This window comes from Burkholderia sp. AU4i, assembly GCF_000466765.1.
GTDB lineage: Bacteria > Pseudomonadota > Gammaproteobacteria > Burkholderiales > Burkholderiaceae > Burkholderia > Burkholderia cepacia.
In genome coordinates this window covers 1-25,164 of record NZ_ASSI01000032.1, presented here as the reverse complement: position 1 = coordinate 25,164, position 25,164 = coordinate 1, and the positions used below count along the sequence as shown (strand labels likewise).

General features: G+C 68.8%; 23 protein-coding genes. 6 read left to right on the top strand and 17 right to left on the bottom strand.

The features are described from left to right. Positions 1-22: 22 nt before the first annotated feature. Positions 23-1,690 carry a Na+/H+ antiporter gene (locus L810_RS05695; protein WP_021157418.1) on the bottom strand — a complete coding sequence of 556 codons (1,668 nt, stop codon included), beginning with the start codon at positions 1,688-1,690 and terminating at the stop codon, positions 23-25. Between the two features lie 296 nt (positions 1,691-1,986). On the opposite strand from L810_RS05695, the gene L810_RS05690 reads away from it, so the two are divergent. From L810_RS05690 to L810_RS05675, 4 genes are all read left to right on the top strand, one after another. Next, positions 1,987-3,273 (top strand): sensor domain-containing phosphodiesterase, encoded by a 1,287-nt coding sequence (locus tag L810_RS05690; RefSeq protein WP_042973380.1) that lies wholly within the window; start codon positions 1,987-1,989, stop codon positions 3,271-3,273. 162 nt (positions 3,274-3,435) lie between these two features. Next, on the top strand, positions 3,436-3,822 hold the full coding sequence (locus tag L810_RS05685) for a hypothetical protein (protein ID WP_042973415.1): 387 nt from the start codon (positions 3,436-3,438) through the stop codon (positions 3,820-3,822). Continuing rightward, positions 3,819-4,223: a hypothetical protein gene (locus L810_RS05680; RefSeq protein WP_021157416.1), complete on the top strand. Its 405-nt coding sequence runs from the start codon at positions 3,819-3,821 to the stop codon at positions 4,221-4,223. Before L810_RS05685 ends, L810_RS05680 begins: the two co-directional genes overlap by 4 nt. Before the next feature lie 132 nt (positions 4,224-4,355). Next, positions 4,356-5,081, top strand: a complete 726-nt coding sequence (locus tag L810_RS05675; protein WP_021157415.1) for a copper homeostasis protein CutC — start codon at positions 4,356-4,358, stop codon at positions 5,079-5,081. Between the two features lie 91 nt (positions 5,082-5,172). Here the strand turns inward: L810_RS05675 and L810_RS05670 are convergent, their stop codons facing one another. From L810_RS05670 to L810_RS05645, 6 genes are all read right to left on the bottom strand, one after another. Further along, entirely contained in the window at positions 5,173-6,528 is a 1,356-nt protein-coding gene (locus tag L810_RS05670) for a purine-cytosine permease family protein (protein WP_021157414.1), read from the bottom strand. Between the two features lie 216 nt (positions 6,529-6,744). Continuing rightward, positions 6,745-7,740: a biotin-dependent carboxyltransferase family protein gene (locus L810_RS05665; RefSeq protein ID WP_021157413.1), complete on the bottom strand. Its 996-nt coding sequence runs from the start codon at positions 7,738-7,740 to the stop codon at positions 6,745-6,747. Continuing rightward, entirely contained in the window at positions 7,730-8,605 is an 876-nt protein-coding gene (locus L810_RS05660) for a 5-oxoprolinase subunit B family protein (protein WP_021157412.1), read from the bottom strand. The genes L810_RS05665 and L810_RS05660 overlap by 11 nt, the downstream gene beginning before the upstream one ends. Next, on the bottom strand, positions 8,602-10,065 hold the full coding sequence (locus L810_RS05655; protein ID WP_021157411.1) for an acetyl-CoA carboxylase biotin carboxylase subunit: 1,464 nt from the start codon (positions 10,063-10,065) through the stop codon (positions 8,602-8,604). The genes L810_RS05660 and L810_RS05655 overlap by 4 nt, the downstream gene beginning before the upstream one ends. 4 nt (positions 10,066-10,069) lie before the next feature. After that, the gene (locus L810_RS05650; protein ID WP_021157410.1) at positions 10,070-10,312 is read right to left on the bottom strand and encodes an acetyl-CoA carboxylase; all 243 of its coding nucleotides are present in this window, start codon (positions 10,310-10,312) and stop codon (positions 10,070-10,072) included. Positions 10,313-10,328: 16 nt separating this feature from the next. Then, on the bottom strand, positions 10,329-11,111 hold the full coding sequence (locus L810_RS05645; RefSeq protein ID WP_021157409.1) for a 5-oxoprolinase subunit PxpA: 783 nt from the start codon (positions 11,109-11,111) through the stop codon (positions 10,329-10,331). Positions 11,112-11,370: 259 nt separating this feature from the next. Between L810_RS05645 and L810_RS05640 the strand changes: the two genes are divergently transcribed. After that, positions 11,371-12,288, top strand: coding sequence for a LysR family transcriptional regulator (locus L810_RS05640; RefSeq protein WP_021157407.1), 918 nt, complete (start codon positions 11,371-11,373; stop codon positions 12,286-12,288). Between the two features lie 78 nt (positions 12,289-12,366). On the opposite strand, the gene bioB is transcribed toward L810_RS05640, so the two are convergent. The 9 genes from bioB to aceK all read right to left on the bottom strand — a co-directional run bounded on the left by bioB (position 12,367) and on the right by aceK (position 22,637). After that, positions 12,367-13,389, bottom strand: a complete 1,023-nt coding sequence (bioB, locus tag L810_RS05635) for a biotin synthase BioB (protein ID WP_021157406.1) — start codon at positions 13,387-13,389, stop codon at positions 12,367-12,369. Between the two features lie 54 nt (positions 13,390-13,443). Continuing rightward, positions 13,444-14,163, bottom strand: coding sequence for a dethiobiotin synthase (gene bioD, locus L810_RS05630; RefSeq protein WP_021157405.1), 720 nt, complete (start codon positions 14,161-14,163; stop codon positions 13,444-13,446). Beyond that, the gene (bioF, locus tag L810_RS05625) at positions 14,160-15,464 is read right to left on the bottom strand and encodes an 8-amino-7-oxononanoate synthase (protein ID WP_021157404.1); all 1,305 of its coding nucleotides are present in this window, start codon (positions 15,462-15,464) and stop codon (positions 14,160-14,162) included. Before bioF ends, bioD begins: the two co-directional genes overlap by 4 nt. Continuing rightward, on the bottom strand, positions 15,461-16,807 hold the full coding sequence (gene bioA / locus L810_RS05620; protein WP_021157403.1) for an adenosylmethionine--8-amino-7-oxononanoate transaminase: 1,347 nt from the start codon (positions 16,805-16,807) through the stop codon (positions 15,461-15,463). Before bioA ends, bioF begins: the two co-directional genes overlap by 4 nt. 518 nt (positions 16,808-17,325) lie before the next feature. Then, complete coding sequence (locus L810_RS05615; RefSeq protein WP_021157402.1) at positions 17,326-18,603, bottom strand: dienelactone hydrolase family protein; 1,278 nt, start codon at positions 18,601-18,603, stop codon at positions 17,326-17,328. Between the two features lie 107 nt (positions 18,604-18,710). Then, positions 18,711-19,148 carry a YchJ family protein gene (locus tag L810_RS05610; RefSeq protein WP_021157401.1) on the bottom strand — a complete coding sequence of 146 codons (438 nt, stop codon included), beginning with the start codon at positions 19,146-19,148 and terminating at the stop codon, positions 18,711-18,713. Positions 19,149-19,207: 59 nt separating this feature from the next. Beyond that, positions 19,208-19,885 carry an SDR family oxidoreductase gene (locus L810_RS05605; RefSeq protein WP_021157400.1) on the bottom strand — a complete coding sequence of 226 codons (678 nt, stop codon included), beginning with the start codon at positions 19,883-19,885 and terminating at the stop codon, positions 19,208-19,210. 102 nt (positions 19,886-19,987) lie between these two features. After that, positions 19,988-20,758: a carbonate dehydratase gene (can, locus tag L810_RS05600; protein WP_021157399.1), complete on the bottom strand. Its 771-nt coding sequence runs from the start codon at positions 20,756-20,758 to the stop codon at positions 19,988-19,990. A gap of 61 nt (positions 20,759-20,819) precedes the next feature. After that, the gene (gene aceK / locus L810_RS05595; protein WP_021157398.1) at positions 20,820-22,637 is read right to left on the bottom strand and encodes a bifunctional isocitrate dehydrogenase kinase/phosphatase; all 1,818 of its coding nucleotides are present in this window, start codon (positions 22,635-22,637) and stop codon (positions 20,820-20,822) included. A gap of 306 nt (positions 22,638-22,943) precedes the next feature. On the opposite strand from aceK, the gene L810_RS05590 reads away from it, so the two are divergent. Continuing rightward, positions 22,944-24,023 (top strand): MBL fold metallo-hydrolase, encoded by a 1,080-nt coding sequence (locus tag L810_RS05590; RefSeq protein ID WP_021157396.1) that lies wholly within the window; start codon positions 22,944-22,946, stop codon positions 24,021-24,023. A gap of 16 nt (positions 24,024-24,039) precedes the next feature. On the opposite strand, the gene L810_RS05585 is transcribed toward L810_RS05590, so the two are convergent. Then, on the bottom strand, positions 24,040-25,164 hold a 1,125-nt coding region (locus L810_RS05585), incomplete at its 5' end, for an ATP-binding cassette domain-containing protein (RefSeq protein WP_042973374.1).

Here is a 25,164-nt window from a genome sequence, read left to right as displayed (position 1 = left end):
CACCGGCAGCGGCGGCCGTCCGTCAGAGAATGCCTTTCTTGCGCGTCGACAGCGCGGTTTCCGACAGGTCGATCTCGCGCAGCAGTTTCGTCAGCGTCTCGTCTGAAATCTTGCTGTCGCTGCGCAGCCGGTACAGCGCGGTGCGTTCCGCGCGCACGGCCGCGATCCGCATCTGCAGTTCCATCGTTTCGGCCTGCTTCGCTTCGGCGCGCGGCGTGGGGCCGTCCTCGGCGAGCGTCGCGAGGCGGCGGCGGTACTGGTCCATCACGCGTGCGGAGATATCCGCGCAGCGCGCGGCACCCGATTCGTCGAGATCGGCCGAGATCGCGTCGTGCGACGAGTCGATCGCGCGGATCGCGGCCTGCGCGGCGGCCGCGCGCGCGGCGCGTTCCTCGTCGCCGAGCGGGCTGCGCGACGAACGCACGCCGCGCAGCAGCAGCGGCAGGCCGATCACCGCGACGACGAGCGAGCCGAGGATCACCGCCGACGCGACGAAGATCGCGGTATCGCGGCCCGGCAGCGGCACGCCGTCGGACAGCGCGACCGGAATCGACAGCACGCCGGCGAGCGTGACCGCGCCGCGCACGCCGCCGACCGTCATCACCGCGATCGTGCGGATGCCGGCCATCGTGCCGGCGAGGCCCTGCCGCGCGGCGCGACGGCTCGCGAACCAGCGCAGCAGCCAGACCCACAGGAAGCGGATCGCATACAGCGCGAGCATCATCGCGCAGACGTTGAAGATCATCCGGCCGACGAGCGCGTCGCTCGTGTGGTGCGCGTCGACGAGCGTGCGGCCGATGATGTGCGGCAGTTGCAGCCCGAGCATGATGAACACCATGCCGTTGAACACGAACTCGATCATCGCCCACGTGCTTTCGGCGCGCACGCGCGAAGCGACGGTGCTTTTGCGCGAGAAGCTCGTGTAATTCATCATCATCCCGGCCGACACGGCAGCCAGCACGCCCGACAGCTCGAGGTGCTCGGCGAACAGGTAGGCCGCGAACGGCACGAGCAGCGTCATCACGATGCCGGGGGCCGGATCGCCTTCCTGTTCGGCGTTCAGGAAGCGCGTCGACAGCGCGCTGAACACCCACGACACGATCGCGCCCGTCGCAAGGCCGCCGGCCGCGACGATCACGAACGTGACCGACGCGTCGCGCAGCGAGAACATGCCCGTCAGCGCGGCCGCGATCGCGAATTTCAGCGCGACGAGGCCCGACGCGTCGTTCATCAGCGCCTCGCCTTCGAGGATGTGCATCAGCTGGGGCGGAATCCGGCCCTTTCCCGCGATGCCCGACAGCGCGACCGCGTCGGTGGGCGACAGCACGGCCGCGAGCGCGAACGCGATCGGCAGCGGCAACTCGGGTATCAGCCAGTGCGCGAAATAGCCCACTGCGAGTACCGTCATGAACACGAGCCCGAATGCGAGCATCAGGATCGCGCGGCGCTGCAGGTACAGCTCGCGCTTCGGAATCCGCCAGCCGTCCGCGAACAGCAGCGGCGGAATGAACAGCAGCATGAAGATTTCGGGATCGAACGTGACGTGCAGGTTCAGCTTCGGCCAAGCGAGCATCGCGCCGAAGGCGATCTGCATCAGCGGCAACGGCAGCTGGAACGGCAGGATGCGCGTGACGGCGCCGGACAGCGCGACGGTCAGCAGCAGGATCAGGACGGTGAAGACGATTTCCATCGATACGGCGAATACGGGGAATGAAACGATCGTACGGAGTGTAGCGTGACAGCGTGACGGGTGCGTTCGAGCGGCCGGTGCGTGCGCACGAAACTGGTGCGTCGTGCGTGTGCCACGGTGGTGCGGCGGCCCGGTGAGCCCGCGCGGCACATGGGTTCTACGCGCCTTGCACGGAGCTTGCTTGATGCTGGTCAACCGTCCGGCGTCGACCGGGCAACCGAGGGTCCAACCATGACATTGCACGCGCCGTTCGCCTTGCCGGGCGCCGCGTTCGAAGGCATTACCAGGAGGAAGGCATGACGATCGTGCAACAGGAGCGTCCGGCCGCTGCGTCGCCGTACCGGTTCGAGCGGGAGGTGAGTTCCGGCCTCGAACGTCTGGCGACGCAGCACCGCGACCTGACGCTCACGACCGTGTTCCAGCCGATTTTCAGCCTGTCGCACCAGCGTGCGGTGGGCTACGAGGCGTTGCTGCGCGCGCACGATGCGCTCGACCGCGCGGTGTCGCCGCTCGACGTGTTCGGCGAGGCCGCGCGCCAGGGCGAACTGCTGCAGCTCGACCGGCTCGCGCAGGCGCTGCATCTCGAGAACTTCGCGCTGCTCGGCGCCGAGCGCGAGTGGCTGTTCCTCAACGTGCATCCGGGGGTACTCACCGACCCGTTCCAGGCGGCCGCGCTGCTCGCGAACCTGAAGCGGCTCGGCATGCCGCCGCGCCGCATCGTGCTCGAAGTGCTCGAACAGCGCGCGGAGGACGTCGAGCGGCTGGCCGAGGCCGTGCGCGAATTTCGCACGCACGGTTTCCTGATCGCGCTCGACGATTTCGGCGCGGGCCACTCGAATCTCGAGCGGATCTGGCAACTGAACCCGGACATCGTGAAGCTCGACCGGATCATGCTGTCGCACGCGGCGCACCGCACCGGGCTCACCGCGATCCTGCACGGGCTCGTGACGCTGCTGCACGAGGCCGGCAAGCTGGTGCTCGTCGAGGGGATCGAGACCGAGCACGAGGCGCAGATCGCGCTGTCGTGCGAGGCCGATTTCGTGCAGGGCTACTACTTCGGCCGGCCGGCGCCGGGGCTGCCCGACAGCGCGGCCGCGACGGGCTGCATCGGCGAGCTGACCGAGCGTTTCCGCCAGCAGACCGAGGCGCGCGAGCGGCGCGATGCGCAGCGGCTCGCGCCGTACCTGCGCGCATTCGAACGCGCGGCCGAGCGCCTCGCGGCCGGCGAGCCGCTCGACGAGGTGTGCTGGAACTTCCTCGCGCTCGACGCGGCCGCGCGCTGCTTCCTGCTCGACGCGCACGGCCGCCAGTCGGGCCGCAACGTCGTGCTGCGCGCCGACCGCGCGCTCGCCGAGGCACGCTTTTCGCCGCTGGCGGACGCACAGGGCGCGAACTGGCTGCGCCGGCCGTATTTCCGCTCGGCGATCGCCGAGCCGGGGCGGGTGCAGGTCACGCGGCCGTACCTGTCCATCAACGAGGCGCAGCCGTGCGTGACGCTGTCGGTGGCCGTGCGCGTCGGCGATACGCAGCGCGTGCTGTGCGGCGATATCGACTGGATCGACGACGAAGCGGACGCCGGCTAGCGACGCGCGTATCGCAGGCGGCGCGCAGGGTGACCCGGGCCGGTGCGGGCGGCCCGTTGCGCTCGCCCCGCGCTTCCCCGACAATGGCGCGACCGCGGCCATCGTGACCGCGGGCGCGCCGTCCCGGGGGCCACCATGGCGGCGAATAACAAGGAAAACACAATGAAAAGACCGATTTCGCTGACCATTCTCGCGTGGATCATCATCGTGACCAACGCGATCACGTGCATCTATACGCCATTCACGATCGGCATGCCGACCACCCAGGCGCTGCTGTCGCACTACCTGCTGCCCGTCTGGGCGACGCTCGGCATCAGCGTGCTCATCGAAGCCGTGAACGTCGTGATCGGCATCGCGATCCTCAAGGGCCGCGAATGGTCGCGCAAGGCCTACATCGTGACGGCCGTGTTCGGTTTCGCGTTCTCGTTCGTCAACATGCCGGCGTCGATGTTCGCGGTGCTGATCCCCGGCGTCCTGCTGTTCGCCCTGTTCGTCTACCTGCTGTTCCGGCGCCCCGCGACCGCGTATTTCCGTCAGGCGAGCGCATGAGCGTCGTGCGCAACGCGCTCGCGATCGTGCTGTTCACGATCGCGGGCATGTGCGTGATCACCGCGCAGATGATGGCGTTCATGAAGCTCGGCCATACGCGGGCGATGCTCGTGTTCGTCGCCGTGTTGTTCGTGCTGTCGGCCGTGTTCCTGGCCGTGGGCGCGTTCGCCGGCGCGTTCCGGCCGCGCGCGCGTGGCGCGGGCATCGCACTGATCGTCGCGTCCGCGACCACCGCGTTCGGGATGATCGGCTGGGTGACGCTCCTGCTGGCGCCGGGGATCGTCGACGTGATGCAGCAGCAGGGCGTTGACGTGAACGCGCGGATGTTCCGGTTCGCGCCCGGCGCCGTGGCGACCGGCCTGTCCGCGCTCGTCGGCGTGTGGCTCGCGCGGCGCGGCTGACGGCGGAACTCGCGACGGGACTGACGACGGGACTGACCGGGCGCCGCTGACGGCGGGGCGCCCGTCACGCTGGCGCCCGTCGCGCGGCTCGGCTAGGATGCGCGAATTGTCCTGACGATTCGCGGGCCGCCCATGAGCCGAAACGCCGCTTCTTCCATCCTCCTCGAAGTGATCGCCACGACCGTCGGCGACGCGAAGGCCGCCGCCCGCGCGGGCGCCGACCGCCTCGAGCTCGTGACCGCGATCACCGAAGGCGGGTTGACGCCGAGCGTCGGTCTGATCGAAGCCGTCGTGGCCGCCGTGCCGATTCCCGTCAACGTGATCGTGCGGCCGCACAGCCGGTCGTTCGTCTACGACGCCGACGACCTGCGCGTGATCGAGCGCGACGTGCGCGCGGCCGTCGCGGCCGGTGCGAACGGCGTCGTGTTCGGCGCGCTCGACGCGCGCGGCGACGTCGATCTGGGCGCGCTGGCCCGCATCGCGGCCGCGGCGGACGGCCGCGCGCTGACGTTCCACCGCGCGTTCGACGTGTCGCGCGATCTCAACGCCGCGTTCGACGCGCTGCTGCGCGTGCCGGCCGTCACGTCGGTGCTGACGTCGGGCGGCCATCCGTCGGTGCTCGACGCGGTCGCGACGATCACGCGGCTGGTGCGGCAGACCGCAGGCTCGACCTGCACGGTACTGGCCGGCTCGGGGCTCACGGTCGATGCGGTCGGCGATTTCGTCCGCGCGACCGGCGTGCGCGCGGTGCATTTCGGCTCGGGTGTGCGGCCGCGCGGCGAGGTGCTGGCACCGGTCGACGAACTGCTCGTCGCGAAGGTGCGCGCGACCATCGACGGGGCCGCGTCGCACGTATGACGCGCGCGGTGGCCCGCGGCGGCCACGGCGCGGCGAATCACGCCAGCGCGCGGCAGACGGTCGCGCGGCCCGCGGCGGCATGCGTACCCCGTCACGTATTGCGCACGAACCAGGTACGTTTCGCGGTGCCCAGCAGCGCGCGATAGACGACCCACGACACGACGAACGTCGCGGGCGCCGACAGCGACGCGGCGAACCCCGTCGCCTGGTTCAGCGCGAGTCCCGTGAACGCACCGGCGAACCATGCGGTCAGCCCGCCCGGATTGAAGGTCGGCACATGGGCGTCGCGGCATTCGACGTCGTCGCCGACGAGTTGCCCGTACCGGTCGGACAGGATGTGCGCGAGCGCGACGCCGACCCACGCGACGACGAAGATGCCCTGGTACGCGAGCGCCTGCAGGATTCGCGAGAAGATGTCCGCCATCATCAGCGCATAGACGACCGCACCGACCACGAGTGCCCACACGAACTTCGGCGCACGCACGCCGGCCACCTTCAGGAAGAACGCCTGCATGTTGACGGTCGCGAGGTAGTAGTTCGCGGTATTGATGCGGGATTGCGTGACCCACACGAACAGCAATCCCCACACGCCCATCAGCTTCAGCAGCGCGAGCACGACCGATACTTCGGAGAGCGTACCGAGCCCCGGAATCGTGCTGACGAGATAGATGCCGGCCGCGCCGTTGACGAGAAACGTGACGAGGTAAAACGGCATCCCGAAGTTGAAGCGGCCGTGATAACCCACGTCTTCCTTGCGGCCGAAGCGCGCGTAGTCGAACGTGAACATCATCAGCACCCACACGCCCATGTAGTAGACGAAGCAGTGCCACCAGCCGCCGGCCGGCGCGTTGCCGGCCGGCCCGAAATCGAGCCACGCCGCGTTGTAGCCGTATTCGGCCGTCGCGAGCCCGACCGCCGCGAGGAGCCCGAGCAGGTAGAACGGCAGCAGCACGCCGTTGAACTTGTCGAGCCAGTGCTGCACGCTGCCGAACACGAGCGGCACGCTGTAGCAGACGACGAGCAGCGCGGCCCATTTGTAGTCGAGTGCCGGAAACTGGTGGTGCGCAGCAACCGCGATCACCGAGCCCTCGAACACCGCGTAGTAGATCGCGGTCGCGAAGAAGATCAGTGTCGCGAGCGCCGCGCCGGCGCTGCCGAACAGCACGCGCGAGAACAGCGCGACCGAGAGTCCCGTGCGGATCGCATAGCGGCTGATGATCGTGTTGACGAGGCCGTACGACACGACCGACAGCGCCATCCCGATCAGCGCGTTGCGCGCGCCGTAGGTGAGCGCGAGCGTGGCGCCCACGACGATGTAGAACACCGCGCTGCACACGGCCCACCACGCCATCGTCAGCGAGAAGGGCGGCATGCGCGCGTGGTCGGGGACGGCGAGCGTCGACAGGTCGAGATCCTCGTCGGTACGGGCCTGAGCCAGGTTGGCCATGATCGTGCTCCTTGATGCGCAGAAGTTGCGAACGACGTCTCGGCCGCGGCACAGGCGATCCGCAGGGTTGCCCCGACGTCGGGCGGGCAACCGGTTCGGCAGGAACAGCGCGCAGGCGTCCCCGCCGCGCGGCGCCCGGCCGGGCGGGCGGAAGACGGACAGCGAAAAGGGGGCGGCGACGAACGGCGCCCGGCACGCGAACCGGGCGCCCGGTGCTCAGTCCCGCAGCACGGCGCGCAGCAGCGCGAGGCGCCGCTGGTACTCGCGGCGCGCGGCGAGCGCGTCGGCCATCGTCACGCGCACGAACCGCGCGCGGTGGTTGGGCTGCATCTGGCCGATCAGGTCCATGTCGGCGCTGATGACCGTGCCGATCGTCGCGTAGCCGCCGCCCGACACCGCGTCGCGGTGCAGGATGATCGGCTCGAGCCCGGCCGGCACCTGGATCGAGCCGATCGGGTAGCACGCGTCGACGATGTTCGACGGATCGGCGCCCGCGCCGAATGGCTGCTCGCGCGGCCGGAACTGCAGCGCGCGGCCGTTTTTGTAGCGGTAGCCGATGCGATCGGCTTCGGGCGCGACCGTCCATTCGTCGTCGAAGAAGGTGCGCGCCGAATCGTCGGTGAGCCGGTAGTGGTACAGGCCCGTCAGGACCCGCAGCTCGACCTGGTTGTCGAGCGGCCGGCTCACGGCCGCCGGCAGCTCGCGCCCTTCGCGGGGTGTGCCGACCGGGGCGCCGAGCGGCAACCGGTCGCCTTTCTGCAGGCGCCGGCCCGCGTGGCCGCCGATCGCGCCGAGCGCGTAGGTCGAGCGGCTGCCGAGCACGACCGGCACGTCGATACCGCCCGCGACGGCGAGATACGCGCGAGCGCCCGCCTTCACGTAATTGAACGACAGCACGCTGCCTGCGCCGATCCGCAGCGCGACGTTGCAGCGCTGGCCGATGCCGTCGATCTTCGGCGTCATCTCGGCGCCGGTGACGGCGATCAGCGCATCCGTATGGAACAGCAGCTCGGGGCCGAGCAGCGTGCATTCGAGTACGGCGGCTTCTTCGGGATTGCCGACCAGCAGATTCGCCGCGCGCGATGCGTACTGGTCGAGCGAGCCCGACGGCGGGATGCCGACGTGGTAGTAGCCTTGCCGGCCCATGTCCTGGACCGACGTCGCGAGGCCGGGTTTCACGACCTCGATCAGGTTGTGCGCGTCAGCTTGCATGCAGCACCTCGACGAGAGAGCGGTTGTACGCATCGGGATCGCGCAGGAATGCGTCGAGCGAGAATTTCACCGGGCGCACGCGCAGGGAAAAGGTGCCGGCCTCGACGTCGGCCACCGCGGCGTCGTAGGTCGGGCGATCGATCGGCTGGAATTTCACGATGTCGCCGGGCCGGAAGAACACCATGAACTCGCGCAGGTAGTCGAGCCGCTGAGCGGGGTCGAAGATCGGCGCCGGCGTCACGCCGAACATCTGGTAGCCGCCCGCGCCGCGCACCGAGTAGATGCAGCCGAAACAGCCGCCGTGGCCCACGGTGAGCTTCGGCGTGTCGGTGCGCGGCCGCAGGTATTTCGGCACTTCGAGCTGGCGTTCGCGCTCGACCATCTGGTACATGAACGGCAGGCCCGCGACGAAGCCGACCATCGACACGAACCACGGCGACCCCGAGTGCGCGGCGATGAAGGCATCGACGTCGCGCTTGCCGTTGATGCGCGCCGCGTATTCGAGATCGGTCGACGACGGGTCCTGGTGGCGTTCGCGAAACCGCATCAGCGTCTCGTGCGTCCATGGATCGTTGTACAGCACCGGCACCTCGACGATGCGTGTATCGAGTTCGAGTGGCGCGTCGCCGACTTCGGCCTCGATCGTCTTCAACAGCGCGACGAGCGCATCGGGCTCGATCACGTCCGGGTCGTAGCGTACCTGGTAGGACGCATTCGCCGGACAGATCTCGGTGATGCCCGGCACCGCGCGGCGCTGCAGTTCACGCGTGATCGCCGTGCCTTTGAAGAATGCGTCGAGCGACATCGATTCGCTGATTTCGACGAACACGAATTCGTCGCCGCCGAAGGTATAACGGGTCGTCACATCGCCTCCCCGACGCGCACGGCGTCCGCATGTTCGGCTGCGTGTTGCTGCGTGGCGGCTGTTGCGGCCTCACGCCATTGCGGCACCCACGCTTCGAGGAAATTCGTGTGATAGCGCCCGGCGCGCACGTCGTCGTCGGCGAGCAGCGCGACGTGCAGCGGCGCGGTCGTCTTCAGCCCGCCGACGTGCAGCTCGCCCAGCGCGCGGGCCAGGCGCTGCAGCGCGGCCGCACGGCTCTCGTCGTGCACGATCAGCTTCGCGAGCAGCGAATCGTAGAACGGCGGCACGACGTAGCCCGGATAGAGCAGCGAATCGACGCGCACGCCGGGGCCGGTCGGCCACACCAGTGCGTCGATCCGGCCGGGGTTCGGGCGGAAGTCCTGCAATGGATCTTCCGCGTTGATCCGGCATTCGAGCGCCGCGCCGCGCATCGCGATGTCCGGCTGCGCGAAGCGCAGCGGCTCGCCGTCGGCGATGCGCAGCGTCTCGCGCACGAGATCGATGCCGGTGATCGCCTCGGTCACCGGATGCTCGACCTGGATGCGCGTGTTCATCTCGATGAAGTAGAACTCGCCGCGCGCGTCGTCGAACAGGTATTCGAGCGTGCCCGCGCTGCGATAGCCGACCGCTTGCGCGAGCCGCGTGGCCGACGCGCACAGCGCGTCGCGCTGCGCGGGCGTGAGCGAAGGCGACGGCGCTTCCTCGAGGATTTTCTGGCGGCGCCGCTGCAGCGAGCATTCGCGCTCGAACAGGTGGACGACGCGACGGCCGTCGCCGAGTACCTGCACCTCGATGTGGCGCGCCCGCGCGATGAAGCGTTCGAGGTACACGCCGCCGTCGCCGAACGCCGCCTGCGCCTCGCGCTGCGCGAGCGGCAGCTCGGCGTCGAGCTGCGCGGCGTCATGCGCAACGCGGATGCCGCGCCCGCCGCCGCCGGCGGCCGCCTTGATCATGATCGGATAGCCGATGCGCGCGGCGACGTCCCGCGCCTCGTCGAGCGACTGCACGACACCGTCGCTGCCGGGCACGGTCGGCACGTTGGCGCGCCGCGCGGTTTCGCGTGCGCGGGCCTTGTCGCCCATCGTGGCGATCACCTGCGAGTCCGGGCCGACGAAGATCAGGCCGGCCGCCTCGACCTGCGCGGCGAAGGCGGCATTTTCGGACAGGAAGCCGTAGCCGGGATGGATCGCGTCCGCGCCGCACTGCCGCGCGGCGTCGAGGATCGCGGCGGGATTCAGGTAACTCTTCGCCGCGTGCGACGAGCCGATGTGGACGGCTTCGTCGGCCATGCGCGCGGCGAGGCTGTCGCGGTCCGCGTCGCTGACCACGGCGACCGCGCGCATGCCGAGCTCGCGCGCGGCACGGATCACGCGCACCGCGATCTCGCCGCGGTTCGCGACCAGCACGGTGCGGATGCGCGACGGCCGGTAGAACGCGCTGGAGGAGGTTGCCGGATTCATCGCATCACCCCTCGATCCGCATCAGCACCTGGCCTGCGTCGACCGGCTCGCCGTCCTCGACGAGCAGCTCGACCACGCGCCCTGCCGCATCGGTTTCGATCTCGGTGAACTGCTTCATCACCTCGACGAGGCCGACCACCGCGCCGGCGGCGACCGTCGCGTCGACCGCGACGTAGTAGTCCGCATCGGGCGACGGACGCCGGTAGAAGGTGCCCGGCAGCGGGCTGACGATATCGTGCAATGCCATCGTGTGTCTCCTTGAATCAGTGATGGGCGGCGAGCGGTTGCGGCCCGGCGGTCCGGATGCCTTCGCGGATCAGCGCGTGGCGCGTTTCGCGCACGAGGTCGAGCGCGCCCGGCGTGTCGCTGTGGATGCAGACCGAATCGAAATCGATGTCGATGTCGTCGCCGTCGATCGTCCGCACCTTGCCGTCGATGCATGCGCGCAGCACCTTGTCGGCGACCTGGCGCGGATCGAGGCGGCCGACGCGGCGCGTGAACACGATCGAGCCGCTGCGGTCGTAGTCTCGGTCCGCGTAGAACTCGCGAATGACCGGCTGCCCGTACTCGACGGCGACGCGGTATGTGACCGACGCCTCCATGCAGTACAGCCACAGGCCCGGATCGACGCGTTGCAGCGTTTCGACCAGCATCCGCGAGAACGCTTCGTTGCCTGCCGCATGCATGTAGAGCGCGCCGTGCGGCTTCACGTGCTGCAGGCTGACGCCGTTCAGGCGCGCGAACTCGCGCAGTGCGCCGAGCTGGTACAGGATGTCGTTGACGAGCGCCTGCGGCGTTTCGGCGATCGTGCGGCGGCCGAAGCCGACGAGATCGCGAAAGCCCGGGTGCGCGCCGATGCCGACGCCGGCGTCGCGCGCGAGCTGCACCGTGCGCGCCATGATGTTCGGATCGCCGGCGTGAAAACCGGTGGCGATGTTTGCCGAGCTGATCAGCGGCATGATCTGCTCGTCGACGCCGTCGCCGATCGTCCACGGGCCGAAGCCTTCTCCCATGTCGGAGTTCAGGTCGACGCTGTGCTTCCTCATACGATGTGCTCCTCCAGGTTCTCCGGTTCGCGTGCGTCGTGGCGCATGCCGAAACCGTGTTGAACGCAGGTTAGCCGCGTGGGGTGCGTCAAAAAAGTTCTATTTTTATATGCGACCGTATCGATTTTTTCGATACCGCGGAAAACGGCTGCCAGGTGCCGTCGAAGCTGGGGCGGCAGGGTTTCCACGAGGTCGGGTTCATGGGCTCGGCACGGTTGTTATGATGTTTGTCGCGTGCCCATCTGTTTTCTCATCGACCATGGCCCTCACTCTCAGACAGCTCAAGTATTTCGTCGCGACCGCCGAGCTCGGCCAGATCTCGCAGGCCGCGATCCAGCTCACGATTTCGCAGTCGGCCGTGACGAGCGCGATCAGGGAACTGGAGGACAGCCTCGGCACGCAACTGTTCGTGCGCACGCCGTCGGGTGTGACGCTCACCGACACGGGGCGGCGCTTCCTGAATCACGCGTACACGATCCTGTCGTCGGTCGACGAGGCGATGCGGATTCCGAACCTCGAAAGCACGCTGACCGGCACGCTCGCGATCGCCGCGAGCTACACGGTGCTCGGCTATTTCCTGCCGCACCACGTGCTGCGCCTGAACACGCTGTATCCGCGGCTGACGATCCACCTGCACGAGCTGAACCGCGAGTCGATCGAGGAAGGGCTGATCGCGGGCCGCTACGACATGGCCGTGCTGCTCACGTCGAACGTGTCGAATCCGGCGCTCGTGCTGGAGCCGGTGATTCACTCGGTGCGGCGGCTGTGGGTCGGCGCGCATCATCCGCTGCTCAGGCACGAGAGCGTCACGTTCGCGGAGGTCGCGCGCGAGCCGTTCGTGATGCTGACGGTCGACGAGGCGGGGCAGACGGCGCTGCGTTACTGGAACGAGACGCCGTACCGGCCGAACGTGATCCTGCGCACGTCGTCGGTCGAGGCGGTCCGCAGCATGGTCGCGAACGGCAGCGGCGTCGCGATCCTGTCCGACATGGTGTATCGGCCGTGGTCGCTCGAAGGGCGGCGCATCGAGACGATCGTGCTGCGCGATGCGGTGCCGCCGATGAGCGTCGGTCTGGCGTGGCGCAAGGACATCGAGTTGAGCCCCGCGATGCACGCGGTGCGCGATTATTTCCGGCACACGTTCATGGAGCCGCGCGCGCTCGGCGGCGCGGCATGAACGACGGGGCCGGATACGGAAAAGCCGGGGCGTGCCCCGGCTTTTCCGTTTGCAGATCCGGCCCGACGGCCGCTCCGCTTACGCGTTCGCCGACATCGCGTCCGCGTCGCTCGCGCGGATGCCGAGGCGCTCGAACAGCGCGCGATCCTTCTGCGACTGCGGGTTGCTCGTCGTCAGCAGCTGGTCGCCGTAGAACATCGAGTTCGCGCCGGCCAGGAAGCACATCGCCTGCAGCCCGTCGTCGAGCTGTTCGCGTCCGGCCGACAGGCGCACGACGGCCTTCGGCATGGTGATCCGCGCGACCGCGATCGTGCGCACGAATTCGAACGGATCGAGCGGCGCGGTGCCTTCGAGCGGCGTGCCTTCGATCGCGACGAGGTTGTTGATCGGCACCGAATCCGGATACGGGTTCAGGTTCGCGAGCTGCGAGATCAGGCCCGCGCGTTCGCGGCGCGATTCGCCCATCCCGATGATGCCGCCGCAGCACACGTTGATGCCGGCGTCGCGCACGCGGTCGAGCGTGTCGAGGCGATCCTGGTAGGTACGCGTCGAGATCACCTGGCCGTAGAACTCCGGCGACGTGTCGAGGTTGTGGTTGTAGTAGTCGAGGCCCGCATTCGCGAGTTCCTGCGCCTGCTCGTCTTCCAGCATGCCGAGCGTCATGCAGGTCTCGAGGCCGAGTTCCTTCACGCCGCGCACCATCTCGGTCAGCGCCGGCATGTGGCGCTCCTTCGGGTTGCGCCACGCGGCGCCCATGCAGAAGCGGCTCGCGCCGTTCGCCTTCGCCGCGCGTGCGGCATCCAGCACCGCGTCGACGTCCATCAGCTTCTCGGCCTTCAGGCCCGTGTCGTGGTGCGACGACTGCGAGCAGTAGCCGCAATCTTCCTCGCAGCCGCCCGTCTTGATCGACAGCAGCGTCGACAGCTGCACCGCGTTCGCGTCGAAGTGCTCGCGGTGCACCTGCTGCGCGCGGAAGATCAGGTCGTTGAACGGCAGCTCGAACAGCGCGACGACGTCGGCGACGCGCCAGCGTTGCGAGGCCGGAGCGGCCACGGGAATCGCGTCGGGTTGCACGGTGGCGGCGGTCTGGGCTTGGGTCATATCGTTTTCCTGTCCTGGTCGGGGATGAGGGATCGGGGATCTGTTTCTGTCGGGTCAATGCCGCGCGGCGCGCAGCGTATCGACGAGCGCGGCGATGTCGAGCATCGCCGCGGCGGATTCGGGGGCGGCCGGGTTCATGTGCGGAATGCGGCCGAGCAGCGGCGCGCCGTGCTCGCGGGCGAGCCAGTCGCGCATCGTCGCGACGTTCTCGTCGGGGAACGACATCGCCGGGTCGACGTGGTTCGCGACCCAGCCGGCGAGCTTGAGGCCGCGTTGGCGAATCGCGTCGGCGGTGAGCAGCGCATGGCTGATGCAGCCGAGCCGCACGCCGACGACGAGCACGACCGGCACGCCGAGCGCGACCGCGAGATCGGCCATGTCCTGCGTGTCGTTCATCGGCACGCGGAAGCCGCCGGCGCCTTCGACGACGACGATATCCGCGCGCGTCAGCGCTTCGCGATGGCACGCGACGATCGTGTCGATGTCGAGCGTCACGCCTTCCCGCGCGGCGACGATATGCGGCGCGGCCGGTGCCTTCAGCAGGAACGGCGTGCGCAGCTCGGGCGGCAGCACGACGTTCGCGGCCGCGTCGAGCTGGTCGGCGTCCTCGTTGCGCCACACGCCGTCGCGTTCATATGCGCCGGCCGCGACGGGTTTCAGCGCGGCTGCACGCAGGCCGTGCCGCGCGAAGCCGTGCAGCATCGCGGCCGACACGAAGGTCTTGCCGATTTCGGTGTCGGTGCCCGTGACGAAAAGCGAGAGCGGGGCGGTCATGCCGCAGTCTCCCGCCGGGCCGCCCCAAGGGAGGCTGCAGCCCCCTCGGGGGGCAGCTCACGAAGTGAGCGTGGGGGCGGTTCCGTCTCCCGCGGGGCCGCGTCAGCGGAGGCTGCGGCCCCGTCGCTGGCTTCGACCAGCGCGGCTTCGAGTCGCGCGAGATCGTCGAACGAATGCGCGGCCGACAGCGACACGCGCAGCCGCGACGTGCCGACGGGCACCGTCGGCGGCCGGATCGCGGGCACCCACAGGCCGTGCGCGTCGAGCGCGCGCATCGCCGCGAGCGTCGCGTCGTTGCTGCCGATCACGAGCGGCTGTACGGCCGTGTGCGAATCGACCGGCTCCCAGCGCGTATTGCGCAGCAGCGCGCGCGTGCGTTCGATCAGCGCGGCGAGATGCGCGCGCCGCGCATCGCCTTCGTCGCCCGCGATCACCTTCAGGCTTGCCGATACCGCGTGCGCGACGGCCGGCGGCGCGGCCGTCGTGAAGATGTAGCTGCGCGCGCGCTGGATCATCCATTCGATCACGGTCTCGTGCGCGATCACGAATGCGCCCGCGACGCCGGCGGCCTTGCCGAGCGTGCCGACGTACACGAGATGCGGCGACCGCAGCGCGGCGGCCGCGAGCGCGCCGCGGCCCTGCGGGCCGAGCACGCCGAAGCCGTGTGCGTCGTCGACGACGAGCCACGCGCCATGGCGCTCGGCCAGCGCGACGAGTTCGGCGAGCGGCGCGATGTCGCCGTCCATGCTGAACACGGTGTCGCTGACGATCAGCTTCGTTTCGGCATCCGATGCGTCGAGCAGCGCGGCGAGCGCGGCCGTGTCCGCATGCGGATAGACCTGTACGTTCGCGCGCGACAGCCGCATGCCGTCGATCAGCGATGCGTGGTTCAGCGCGTCGGAGAAGAGGGTTGCGCGCTTGCCGGTGAGCGCCGTCATCGCGGCGAGGTTCGCCATGTAGCCGGTGCTGAAGTACAGCGCGCGCGGCGCGTCGGAGAAGCCGCCCGAGAAGGCCGCGAGTTCCTCTTCGAGCGTCGCGTGCGCGCGCGAATGGCCACCGAGCAGGTGCGAGCCGCCGCTGCCGGCGCCGTAGCGCTGCGCGCCTTCGGCGAATGCGGCGACGAGCGCCGGATGCGCGGCGAGGCCGAGATAGTCGTTGCTGGCGAAGCCGACGATCTCGCGGCCGTCGACGGTCATGCGCGCATCGCACGCGGTGTCGGCGGTGCGGCGCACGCGGCGCAGCCCCTGGGTGTCGAGATCGGCGAGGCCGCGTTGCAGCGCGTCGAGCAGCGGGTGTGTCATCGTGCGATCTCCGCGAGCGTGGCGTCGAGCGTATCGCGCGTGCGTTGCGCGAGCCATGTGATGTCGTCGTCGCTCATCACGTACGGCGGCATCAGGTACACGGTCGTGCCGATCGGGCGCAGCAGCAGCTCGCGTTCCAGCGCGCGTTCGAAGAAGCGCCGCGAGAAGCCGCGCGCCGCGTCGCCGTCGAGCGCGACGTCGAACGCGAACAGCGTGCCGCGCTCGCGCAGGTGGCGTACCTGCGGATGTGCGTCGAGCGGCGCGAGCGCGGCACGGAGCGTGGCCGACTTGCGCGCGTTCGCCGCGAGCACGTCGTCGCGTGCGAAGAGGTCGAGCGTCGCGACCGCCGCGCGGCACGCGAGCGGGTTGCCGGTGTACGAATGCGAGTGCAGGAAGCCGCGCGTCGTGTCGTCGTCGTAGAACGCGGCGAACACGTCGTCGCGCGTGAGCACGAGCGACAGCGGCAGGTACCCGCCGCTGATGCCTTTCGACAGGCACAGGAAGTCGGGCCAGACGCCGGCCTGCTCGCACGCGAAGAAGGTGCCCGTGCGGCCGCAGCCGACCGCGATCTCGTCGGCGATCAGGTGCACGCCGAATTCGTCGCACAGCGCGCGCAGCCCGCGCACGTACGACGGATCGTGCATCGCCATGCCGGCCGCGCACTGCACGAGCGGCTCGACGATCAGCGCGGCGATCCGGTCGCCGCGTTCGGCGAACAGGCGCCGCACGTCCGCGAGCGCGCGGCCCGCGACGTCGGCGGCCGTCTCGCCCGGCAGCGCGCCGCGCGCGTCGGGCGACGCGACGACGTGCGCATGGCGGATCAGCGGATCGTACGCGTCCTTGAACAGCGCGACGTCGGTCACGCCGAGCGCGCCGATCGTTTCGCCGTGATAGCTGTTCGCTACGCAGACGAATTCCTGCTTGTTCGCGCGGCCGCGGTTGCGCCACGCGTGGAAGCTCATCTTCAGCGCGATCTCGACGGCCGACGCGCCGTCCGACGCGAAGAACGCATGGCCGAGCGTGCGCGCGGTGAGCGCGTGCAGCCGCTCCGCAAGCTCGATCGCGGGCTCGTGCGTGCAGCCGGCGAGCATCGCGTGCTCGAGCGTGTCGAGCTGGTCCTTCAGCGCCGCGTTGATGTCCGGGTTCGCATGGCCGAACAGGTTGACCCACCACGAGCTGATCGCGTCGAAATAGCGGCGGCCGTCACGGTCGTACAGCCACACGCCCGCGCCACGCGCGACGGGGATGAGCGGCAGGCGCTCGTGGTGCTTCATCTGGGTGCAGGGATGCCAGACCGCGCGCAGGCTGCGCGCGACCCAGTCGTCGGTGGCTGGCGTACTCAAGGCGGCTCCGGGGGGTAAAGCGGCCGCGCGGCATCGATGGGATGCCGCGCGGCGGGACAACGGGACAACGAAACGCGCTGAGATTAGCGTGTTCCGCGACGGGTTGCACTACCGGTTACAAAGGCCGCGAAGCCTTGCTGGACGGGAGTTCGGCGCAGATCGGAGCGGCTCGGGACGGTACGGTTCAGAAGTCCGGAAATGACCGCAGATGACGACGTTCGAGTGAGACCCCCCAACTGAAAAAAATCGGAGGGGGGGCGGTGCGGCAGCGTGAAAAATGGGGGGCGAAGGGGCGAATCGGGCGGGGTGTTGTGGCCCCAACGCGGCCGGAACGTGAATGACTGAAAGCGGTGACGAGGGGCGCGCGAGCATCGCGCGATGAGGCGGCGCGCTCGGGCCGGCACACGATGCGAACGGCGTACGCGGGATCCGATGCAAACGCTGCATGCAGCGCGTGCGCGAAGTGATGAAAAACGGGGGAAGGAAAAACGAAACGGGGCGGCGAAGGCCGCCGCCCGTCAGCGCGAAGCCAGCGCGCGCGTATCGATATCGCGCGTGGTATTGGTGTCGCCGCCGTCGGCCGTCTGCGTGTTCGTGTTCCACACGACCCGGTCGTTGACCGCATACAGCCGGCACGCGCCCGCGCCCTGCTTCGCGCAGTTGTCGAGCGCGAGCGCCATCGGGTCGTCGCCGCCTTCGGCCCACGACCATGCGCCTTCCGACGACACCGCGAACGCGCGGCTCGGATGCTGGTTCAGGAAGCGGCGATAACCTTCACGGCCGGCTTCGTCGACATACGGCACCGCGTTGACCGCGTCGATCGACGCGTAGCCGGTGGCTTTCGGCTCGTGCGGGTTCGCGACCGCGTAGCGCACCGAGGTCGGCAGGTTCAGCTGCGCGAGGAACGCGTTGACGGCTGGCCACCACACGGGCACGCCGTCGCGATCGACGATCAGCCGGTGCGCGTCGTCCTTGTAGCGGCCGAAATCGATGAACTGGGCCTGCGTGCCGTGCGATACGTACGCGTCGTGCATCTGCGCGACGAGCCCGGGCGTCCACACCGAATCGTTGTCGCCGTACAGCCACAGCGACCGCACGGCCGTATGCGCGCCGTACTGGTCGAACGCGTCGACGAGGTTGCGCTGCCAGCCGTCGCAGAGGTCCTGGCGCAGCCCGCCGGAGAAGTTGATGATGCCGCGCACGCCCGGTGCGGCTTCGGTGCCGTACGCGACCGATACGAGGCCGCCGTGCGACGTGCCGGCGACGACGATGCGCGACGCATCGACATACGGCTGGCGCGACATGTAGCGCAGCGTCGCGTCGACGTCGGCCGCTTGCGCGAGGCCGTTCTTGCCGACGTTGCAGCCTTCCTGCTGGTACGTGCCGTCCGAGCCCGCGAAGCCCTGGCGGTTCGGCGCGATCACCGCATAACCGCGGCGCACGAATTCGCGCGCGAACGCGAGCGGCCGGCTGCGCGGCTGCAGATGGAGATCGCCGGTGTTCTTGCCGTGGTTGAAGACGACGAGCGGGAACGGGCCGGGGCCGTTCGGCTTGAAGAGCGTCGCCTCGAGCGTGACGGTGCCCGATGCGTCGGCCGGAATGCGGAGGATCTGTTCGTTCAGGTCGGCGGCGACCTGCGGCAGGTTCGAATCGCCGTAGTCGAAGCGTTCGGCATGGGCGAGCGACCCGCTGGCGCCGGCGCCCGTCCCCGTATTGGCGTTCGACAGCGTACCGGCCTGAGCGGCCGACAGCGCGCAGGCCGCCATCCATCCCACCAATACCTTGCTGAACGCCATTCGTAAGCCCTGCCATGCAACATGACTGATCTGAGGGCCATCCTAGCCCGACAAATTCAGGTTGTGCAATGCGGGAATTACCCGGCGTCTGACACAGCAACTATTTGTCAACGTTCACTTACTTCGCCGTCGACGTAACGCCAGAAACCGTGCTCGTCGCGCTCGAAACGGCTCGTCTCGTGGAGCCGGTAAGCGCGTCCGCCGATCTTGTAGCGGGCCACGAACTCGACCTCCGCGTGCCGTTCGTCGAGGGGCGCGTGGCGTTTGACCGTGAGGCCGAGCCAGCTCGGCGCGTCGGGTGCCTCGGGGTCGGTGTCGAGATCGGGCGGGCAGGTGCGCGCGGCCCACGTCGCGCGCAGGTAGCCGGTCGCGCCGAGCACGTACGCGCTGTACCGCGAACGCATCAACTCGAGTGCGTTCGGCGCGGCTTCGCCGCCGTCGATGAAGCGGCCGCAGCAGGCCGCGTAGCGGGGCGCCGGCGCTTTGCCGGCGGGAGCGGGGGACGCGCCGCCGCACGGGCACGCGTCAGGTCGGTTCAAAATCATGCGAAACGGGAATTAACGACGTCTGGTTGTCGGCTGACTACCGGTTGACCACCGGCTGACTACCAGCTCAGCTCGATGCCGTCGTACTGGAAGAAACGGCCGTTTGCCTGCGACACGTCCGCGCCGGATTCGGCGATCACGCGGCGCATGCCGGTCACGCTGGTTTCCGGATCGATCGCGGCCTGCGCGCCGCCCATGTCGGTGCGCACCCAGCCGGGATGGAGCGAGATGCACGCGGCGTGGCGCGTCTGCAGCGACGCGATGCGCAGCACGTCGTTCAGCGCGGCCTTGCTCGCGCGGTACAGCCAGCCGGTCGTGCCGGTCGCCTCGGCGATGCTGCCCATCCGGCTCGACACGACGGCGAGCACGCCGCGTGCGTCCTCGACGAGCGGCAGCAGGATCGGCAGCAGCTGCATCGGCCCGCGCACGTTCGTATGCATCACCGCATCGAAATCCTCGGCGGTGATCGTCTCGACGCCCTCGGTGCGCGGCCCGTAGACGCCCGACACCATCACGGCCGCATCGAGCCGCTCGCCGTCGAGCTTCCAGCCGAGCGCCGCGATCTGCTCGGGCTGCGTGATGTCGAGCGCATGTGCTTGCGCGCCGAGCGCGCGCAGCGCGTCGAGCGAGGCGTCGTCGCGCGCGGTGGCGATCACGTTCCAGCCGTCGCGCCGGTATTGCCGGACGAATTCGCGGCCGAGGCCGCGCGATGCACCGACGATCAATGCGGTTTTCATGCCCGTCGCTCCTTTGCTTGGCGCCGCCCTGGCGGTACCGGTGTCAGATCCGTTCGATGCGCATCGCGGCCGCGCGGCGTCGGCCGCCCGGCGGCTTGCGCGTTACTTCGCGTCGTCGCACGGCTTCAGCGTGTCGGCCACCGCCTGCGCGACGCCTTCGAGCCGCCGCGCGGCGTCCGCCGCGATCATGTCGTTGTCCGGCGCATGGTTGCCGCCGGCGGTGAGCGCGGCCACGCAGCGCTTGTAGGTCTCGTCGAGCGCGTCGAAGTTCGACACGGCCATCCCGAGGTTGCGCATCCGGCCGTCGTGCACGCCGTACACGAGCCCGTGCACGGTGAGCGACTGGCCGCGGGCCCACGCGTCGTTGACGATCGTCGTGCGGCAGACGTTGACGACCTGCTCGATCGCGTTCAGCTCGATCAGGCGGCGATAGCGCGCTTCGCCGACCGGCCAGTCCTCGAGCAGCGCCGCGTGGCGCTCGCGCACGTCCTGCACGTGATGCAGCCAGTTGTCGGCGAGGCCGACGCGGCGGTTGAGCAGCGCGGCATTCACGCCCGAGCAGCCGTAGTGGCCGACGACCATGATGTGCTTCACGCGCAGGATGTCGACCGCGAACTGGATCACCGACAGGCAGTTCAGGTCGCTGTGCACGACCACGTTCGCGATGTTGCGATGGACGAACACTTCGCCCGGCGGCAGGCCGATGATCTGGTTCGCGGGCACGCGCGAATCCGAGCAGCCGATCCACAGGTATTCCGGCGCCTGCTGGTCGGCGAGACGCGCGAAGAACTGCGGATCGTCCTCGAGCTTGCGTTTGACCCACGCATCGTTGTTGTCGAACAGGTGGGAAAGCGGATTGTCTTGGGTGTTCATCGGTGTGGCTTCCGTTGACGGAAATCGGGTCGGTACGGTATCGGGTTCGGTGCAACCGGCGTCAGGCGGCGCGCTGCGCGTCGCCTTCGCCGTCGTTCTGGTCCGTCGCGCCGAAGCGGTCGGGGTAGCGCACGCTGAAGCGCAGCGATGCGTCGTAGGGATAAAAATCGGGCAATTCACCCTGCAGCAGCTTGTCCTTGCTGGCCTGCCACAGCGCGGGATCGAAAAAGTCCGCGTGATGCTTCATGAAGACGTCGCGCACGCGCGGGTCGCCGAGCAGGAACGGCCCGTAGGTCTCCGGGAAGATGTCGTGCGGGCCGACGGTATACCACGGTTCGCCGGACAGCTCGTCTTCCTCGTTGCGCGGCGGCGGCACGCGGCGCACGTTGCAGTCGGTCAGATACTCGATCTCGTCGTAGTCGTAGAACACGACGCGGCCATGGCGCGTGACGCCGAAGTTCTTGTACAGCATGTCGCCGGGGAAGATGTTCGCCTTCATCAGCTCCTTCACCGCGTTGCCGTACTCCTTCACGCCGTGCTCGACGTCGGTATCGGTGCCGTTCTGCAGGTACAGGTTCAGCGGCGTCATCCGGCGCTCGATGTACAGGTGCTTGATCACGAGATTGTCGTCCTCGTATTCGAGCAGCGACGGCACTTCCTTTTCCAGCTCGCGCACGAGCGCGTGGTCGAGCCGCGCGAGCGGCAGCGCGACGCTCGAATACTCGAGCGTATCGGCCATCCGCCCGAGGCGGTCGTGGCGCTTCACGAGCTGGTACTTCTCCATGATCTGCGCACGCGTCGTTTCCTTCGGCGGGGGGAAGTGATCCTTGATGATCTTGAACACGTACGGGAACGACGGCAGCGTGAACACGAGCATCACGAGGCCCTTGATCCCGGGCGCGATGATGAAGCGGTCGCTCGAATGCGACAGATGGTGCAGCAGGTCGCGATAGAACAGGTTCTTGCCCTGCTTCTGCAGGCCGACCGACGTGTAGATCTCGGCCTTCGGCTTGCCGGGCATGATCGTGCACAGGAAGTCGACGTACGCGGACGGCACGCCCATGTCGACGAGGAAATACGAGTGCGAGAAGCCGAAGATGATCATCAGCTGGTCGCGGCGCAGCAGCACGGTGTCGAGCGAGAGCACGCCCGGACGCACGTGGCGGATCGGCACCGCGAACGGCAGCACGCGGTCGGCGTTGATGATGCGGCCGACGATGTACGCGCTCTTGTTGCGGAAGAACAGCGACGACAGCACGTGGATCTGGAAATTCGGCGCTTCGTCGAAGTGGCCGAATTCGTCGTGGATCGCCTGCATCACGCAGCCGATGTCGCGCGGGAGATCGTCGAACGCCGGCTCGAGCTGGAAGTTCGTGACGATGCGCTCGAGGGTGGCCTCGAGCCCGTCGGTGCCCGGATAGTACGCGCGGTAGGTCGGCTTCGCGGCCGGCTCGTCGTTCTCGAGATACTCGGTCGAGATCGCCGGGCGCACGAAGATGAAATCGTTGCTGAAGTACGAGCGGTGCAGGATCTTGCAGCACACCGAATTGAAAAACGTCTCCGCGCACTCGGGCTGGCGGTGCGACGTGAGCAGGCCGATGTAGTGCAGCTTGATCTGCTGCCACACTTCGTCGTCGATGTTTTCCGCGTCGTATTCGTCTTCCAGCACCTCGACGCATTCCTTCACGCGATCGTCGTACGACGTGATCCGCTCCCGCGCGAGCCGCTGCAGCCCGTGCCAGTCGCCTTGCTCGAACAGCGTCTTCGCTTCGACGGCCGCGTCGCGGAAGATCCGGTAGTGGCGGTCGAAGTTTTCGAGCATCGTCTGCGCGACGTCGAAACCGATCTGCGAAGACAGCAGTTTGGGGAAGTGATTCATTGCGTGCAGGCTCGTTCGGGAGGGGCTGTAAGCACTCGCCATTTTAGCGCCCAAGTCGGCGTTTCAATGACTTTCGGGGGGACGCGCCCACGGCCCTCAATCGGCGCGTTGTTCGCCGTTGCGTGCCGTTCGGTGCATCTTCGCGTAAAGATACGGGTACGGAACCGATTCTGGCACGAACTTTTTTTGACCGGCAGGCGGGCCGCCGGGCACGCGTCGAGCGCGACGGCGATAGAATCGACGCGACGCCCGCCGCGGCCTGCCGCCGGCGCGCATTCGCACCGATAACGACGAGACGCCCCACCGATGAACGCACTGGAACACCAACTCGACTACCCCTTCGCCGACACGCTGCCCGCCGCGGGCGACACGTTCGAGGTCGCGCCCGGCGTGCGCTGGCTGCGCATGCCGCTGCCGTTCTCGCTCGATCACATCAACCTCTGGCTGCTGCGCGACGAGATCGACGGGCAGGCCGGCTGGACGATCGTCGATTGCGGGATCTCGTCGGAGGCGATCCGCACGCACTGGGAGCAGATCTTCGACACGCATCTCGACGGCCTGCCCGTGCTGCGGGTGCTCGTCACGCACTGCCACCCCGATCACTTCGGCCTCGCGAACTGGCTGTGCGAAGGCGGCGACAAGGGCCGCTGGAACGTGCGGCTGTGGATGACGCTCGGCGAGTACATGTTCGGCTGCCTGATGGCGGCCGGCAACGGCTCGAACGCGGGTGGCGCGGCGGCCGCCGATCATTTCGCGCGCCACGGGCTCACTGATCCGGCCGCGCTCGACAAGCTGCGCAACCGTCGCCACTACTACTCGGATCTCGTGCCGGCCGTGCCGCCGCGCTACCGGCGCCTGCGTGAAGGCGATGCGGTGACGATCGGCGCGCGCACGTGGCGCGTCGTGACCGGCTTCGGCCATTCGCCTGAACATTGCGCGCTGCATAGCGAAGCGGACGGCGTGCTGATTTCCGGCGACATGGTGCTGCCGCGCATCTCGACGAACGTATCCGTGTTCGACCTCGAACCGGAGGCGAATCCGCTCGCGCTGTACCTGCAGTCGCTCGGCCGTTACGAGACGATGGCGCCCGATACGCTGGTGCTGCCGTCGCACGGCAAGCCGTTCCGCGGCGTGCGCACGCGCATCGCGCAACTGCGCGAACACCATGACGCGCGCCTGGCCGAAGTGCGCGTCGCATGCGCGGAAAAGCCGATGAGCGCGGCCGACATCGTGCCGATCATGTTCCGCCGCCGCGAACTCGACATCCACCAGATGACGTTCGCGCTCGGCGAGGCGCTCGCGCACCTGAACCTGCTGTGGCTCGCGGGCGAGCTCGTGCGCGAGCAGGGGGACGACGGCGTGCTGCGGTTCCGCACCGCCGGCTGACACCGCTTCGTTCTCCTCATGCGACGGGTTCGTAGCGCCACCCGTCGCGATGCCACTGCATCGTGTGCGTCGGGTCGAGCGCCGCGAGAAACGCGGTGTCGTGCGAGGCGACCACGATCGCACCGGGGAAGCCGGCCAGTGCGGCTTCGATCGCACGCACCGATTCGAGATCGAGGTGGTTGGTCGGCTCGTCGAGCAGCAGCAGTTGCGCGGGCGTGCCGCGCCACAACGCGCATGCGAGCGCGGCCTTCAGCCGTTCGCCGCCGCTCAGCTGACGCGCCGGCTGCGTCGCGCGCGCCGCATCGAGCTGCAGCAGCGCGAGCCGGCTGCGCAGTTCGCCCTCGGCGAGCGGCGTATCGAGCAGCCCAAGTTGTTCGACGATCGAGCGTTCCGGATCGAGCAGCGCGAGCCGCTGGTCGAGATACGCGGCGCTCACGTGCGTCGTGCAGGCTCCTGAACGCGGCGTGAGTTCACCCGCGAGCATTCTCAGCAATGTCGATTTGCCGCAGCCGTTCGGGCCCGTCAGCGCGATGCGCACGGGGCCGCTCGCCGACCACGTGATCGCATCGGCGATGCCGGCGATGCCCCACGGCAGTCGCGCGCGTTCGAGCGTGAACAGCTGGCGGCGTGCGCTGACCTCGGTGCCCGGCAGCGACACCAGCACGGGCGCATCGGCTTCGACGCGTGCGGCCGCCTGCTGCACGCGTTCGTCGAGCGTCGCCTTGACGTCGTGCTGGTGGCGCCGCACCTGCCCCATGATGTTGCGCGCCGCGCCCTTGCGGCTTTGTTTCGCTCCCGACGACAGGTTGGCCGTCTTCGCATCGCGCAGCGACGCGGCCGCGTGGCGCTGGATCGTGTCGTGTTCCTGTTCGAGCCTGCGCCTTGCGCGCCCGCGTTCGGCACGCGCGTTGTCGAGCGCCGCTTGCGCGGCATCCTGATCCGCGTCGCGCTGCGCGCGGTAGAACGCGTAGTTGCCGCCGTACGAACGCACGCCTTGTGGCGTCAGCTCGACGATGCGCTGTACGTCGGCGAGCAGCGCACGGTCGTGGCTCACGATGACGAGGCCGCCGCGCCAGCCGTCGAGCGCCGCGCGCAGCCACGCGCGGCCCGGCGCGTCGAGGTGGTTGGTCGGTTCGTCGAG

Excerpts from the sequence above, each read along its gene's own strand:
- L810_RS05695 (WP_021157418.1), bottom strand. The coding sequence starts at position 1,690 with ATGGAAATCGTCTTCACCGTCCTGATCCTGCTGCTGACCGTCGCGCTG.
- L810_RS05690 (WP_042973380.1), top strand. The coding sequence starts at position 1,987 with ATGACGATCGTGCAACAGGAGCGTCCGGCCGCTGCGTCGCCGTACCGG.
- L810_RS05685 (WP_042973415.1), top strand. The coding sequence starts at position 3,436 with ATGAAAAGACCGATTTCGCTGACCATTCTCGCGTGGATCATCATCGTG.
- L810_RS05680 (WP_021157416.1), top strand. The coding sequence starts at position 3,819 with ATGAGCGTCGTGCGCAACGCGCTCGCGATCGTGCTGTTCACGATCGCG.
- L810_RS05675 (WP_021157415.1), top strand. The coding sequence starts at position 4,356 with ATGAGCCGAAACGCCGCTTCTTCCATCCTCCTCGAAGTGATCGCCACG.
- L810_RS05670 (WP_021157414.1), bottom strand. The coding sequence starts at position 6,528 with ATGGCCAACCTGGCTCAGGCCCGTACCGACGAGGATCTCGACCTGTCG.
- L810_RS05665 (WP_021157413.1), bottom strand. The coding sequence starts at position 7,740 with ATGCAAGCTGACGCGCACAACCTGATCGAGGTCGTGAAACCCGGCCTC.
- L810_RS05655 (WP_021157411.1), bottom strand. The coding sequence starts at position 10,065 with ATGAATCCGGCAACCTCCTCCAGCGCGTTCTACCGGCCGTCGCGCATC.
- L810_RS05650 (WP_021157410.1), bottom strand. The coding sequence starts at position 10,312 with ATGGCATTGCACGATATCGTCAGCCCGCTGCCGGGCACCTTCTACCGG.
- L810_RS05645 (WP_021157409.1), bottom strand. The coding sequence starts at position 11,111 with ATGAGGAAGCACAGCGTCGACCTGAACTCCGACATGGGAGAAGGCTTC.
- L810_RS05640 (WP_021157407.1), top strand. The coding sequence starts at position 11,371 with ATGGCCCTCACTCTCAGACAGCTCAAGTATTTCGTCGCGACCGCCGAG.
- bioB (WP_021157406.1), bottom strand. The coding sequence starts at position 13,389 with ATGACCCAAGCCCAGACCGCCGCCACCGTGCAACCCGACGCGATTCCC.
- bioD (WP_021157405.1), bottom strand. The coding sequence starts at position 14,163 with ATGACCGCCCCGCTCTCGCTTTTCGTCACGGGCACCGACACCGAAATC.
- bioF (WP_021157404.1), bottom strand. The coding sequence starts at position 15,464 with ATGACACACCCGCTGCTCGACGCGCTGCAACGCGGCCTCGCCGATCTC.
- L810_RS05615 (WP_021157402.1), bottom strand. The coding sequence starts at position 18,603 with ATGGCGTTCAGCAAGGTATTGGTGGGATGGATGGCGGCCTGCGCGCTG.
- L810_RS05610 (WP_021157401.1), bottom strand. The coding sequence starts at position 19,148 with ATGATTTTGAACCGACCTGACGCGTGCCCGTGCGGCGGCGCGTCCCCC.
- L810_RS05605 (WP_021157400.1), bottom strand. The coding sequence starts at position 19,885 with ATGAAAACCGCATTGATCGTCGGTGCATCGCGCGGCCTCGGCCGCGAA.
- can (WP_021157399.1), bottom strand. The coding sequence starts at position 20,758 with ATGAACACCCAAGACAATCCGCTTTCCCACCTGTTCGACAACAACGAT.
- aceK (WP_021157398.1), bottom strand. The coding sequence starts at position 22,637 with ATGAATCACTTCCCCAAACTGCTGTCTTCGCAGATCGGTTTCGACGTC.
- L810_RS05590 (WP_021157396.1), top strand. The coding sequence starts at position 22,944 with ATGAACGCACTGGAACACCAACTCGACTACCCCTTCGCCGACACGCTG.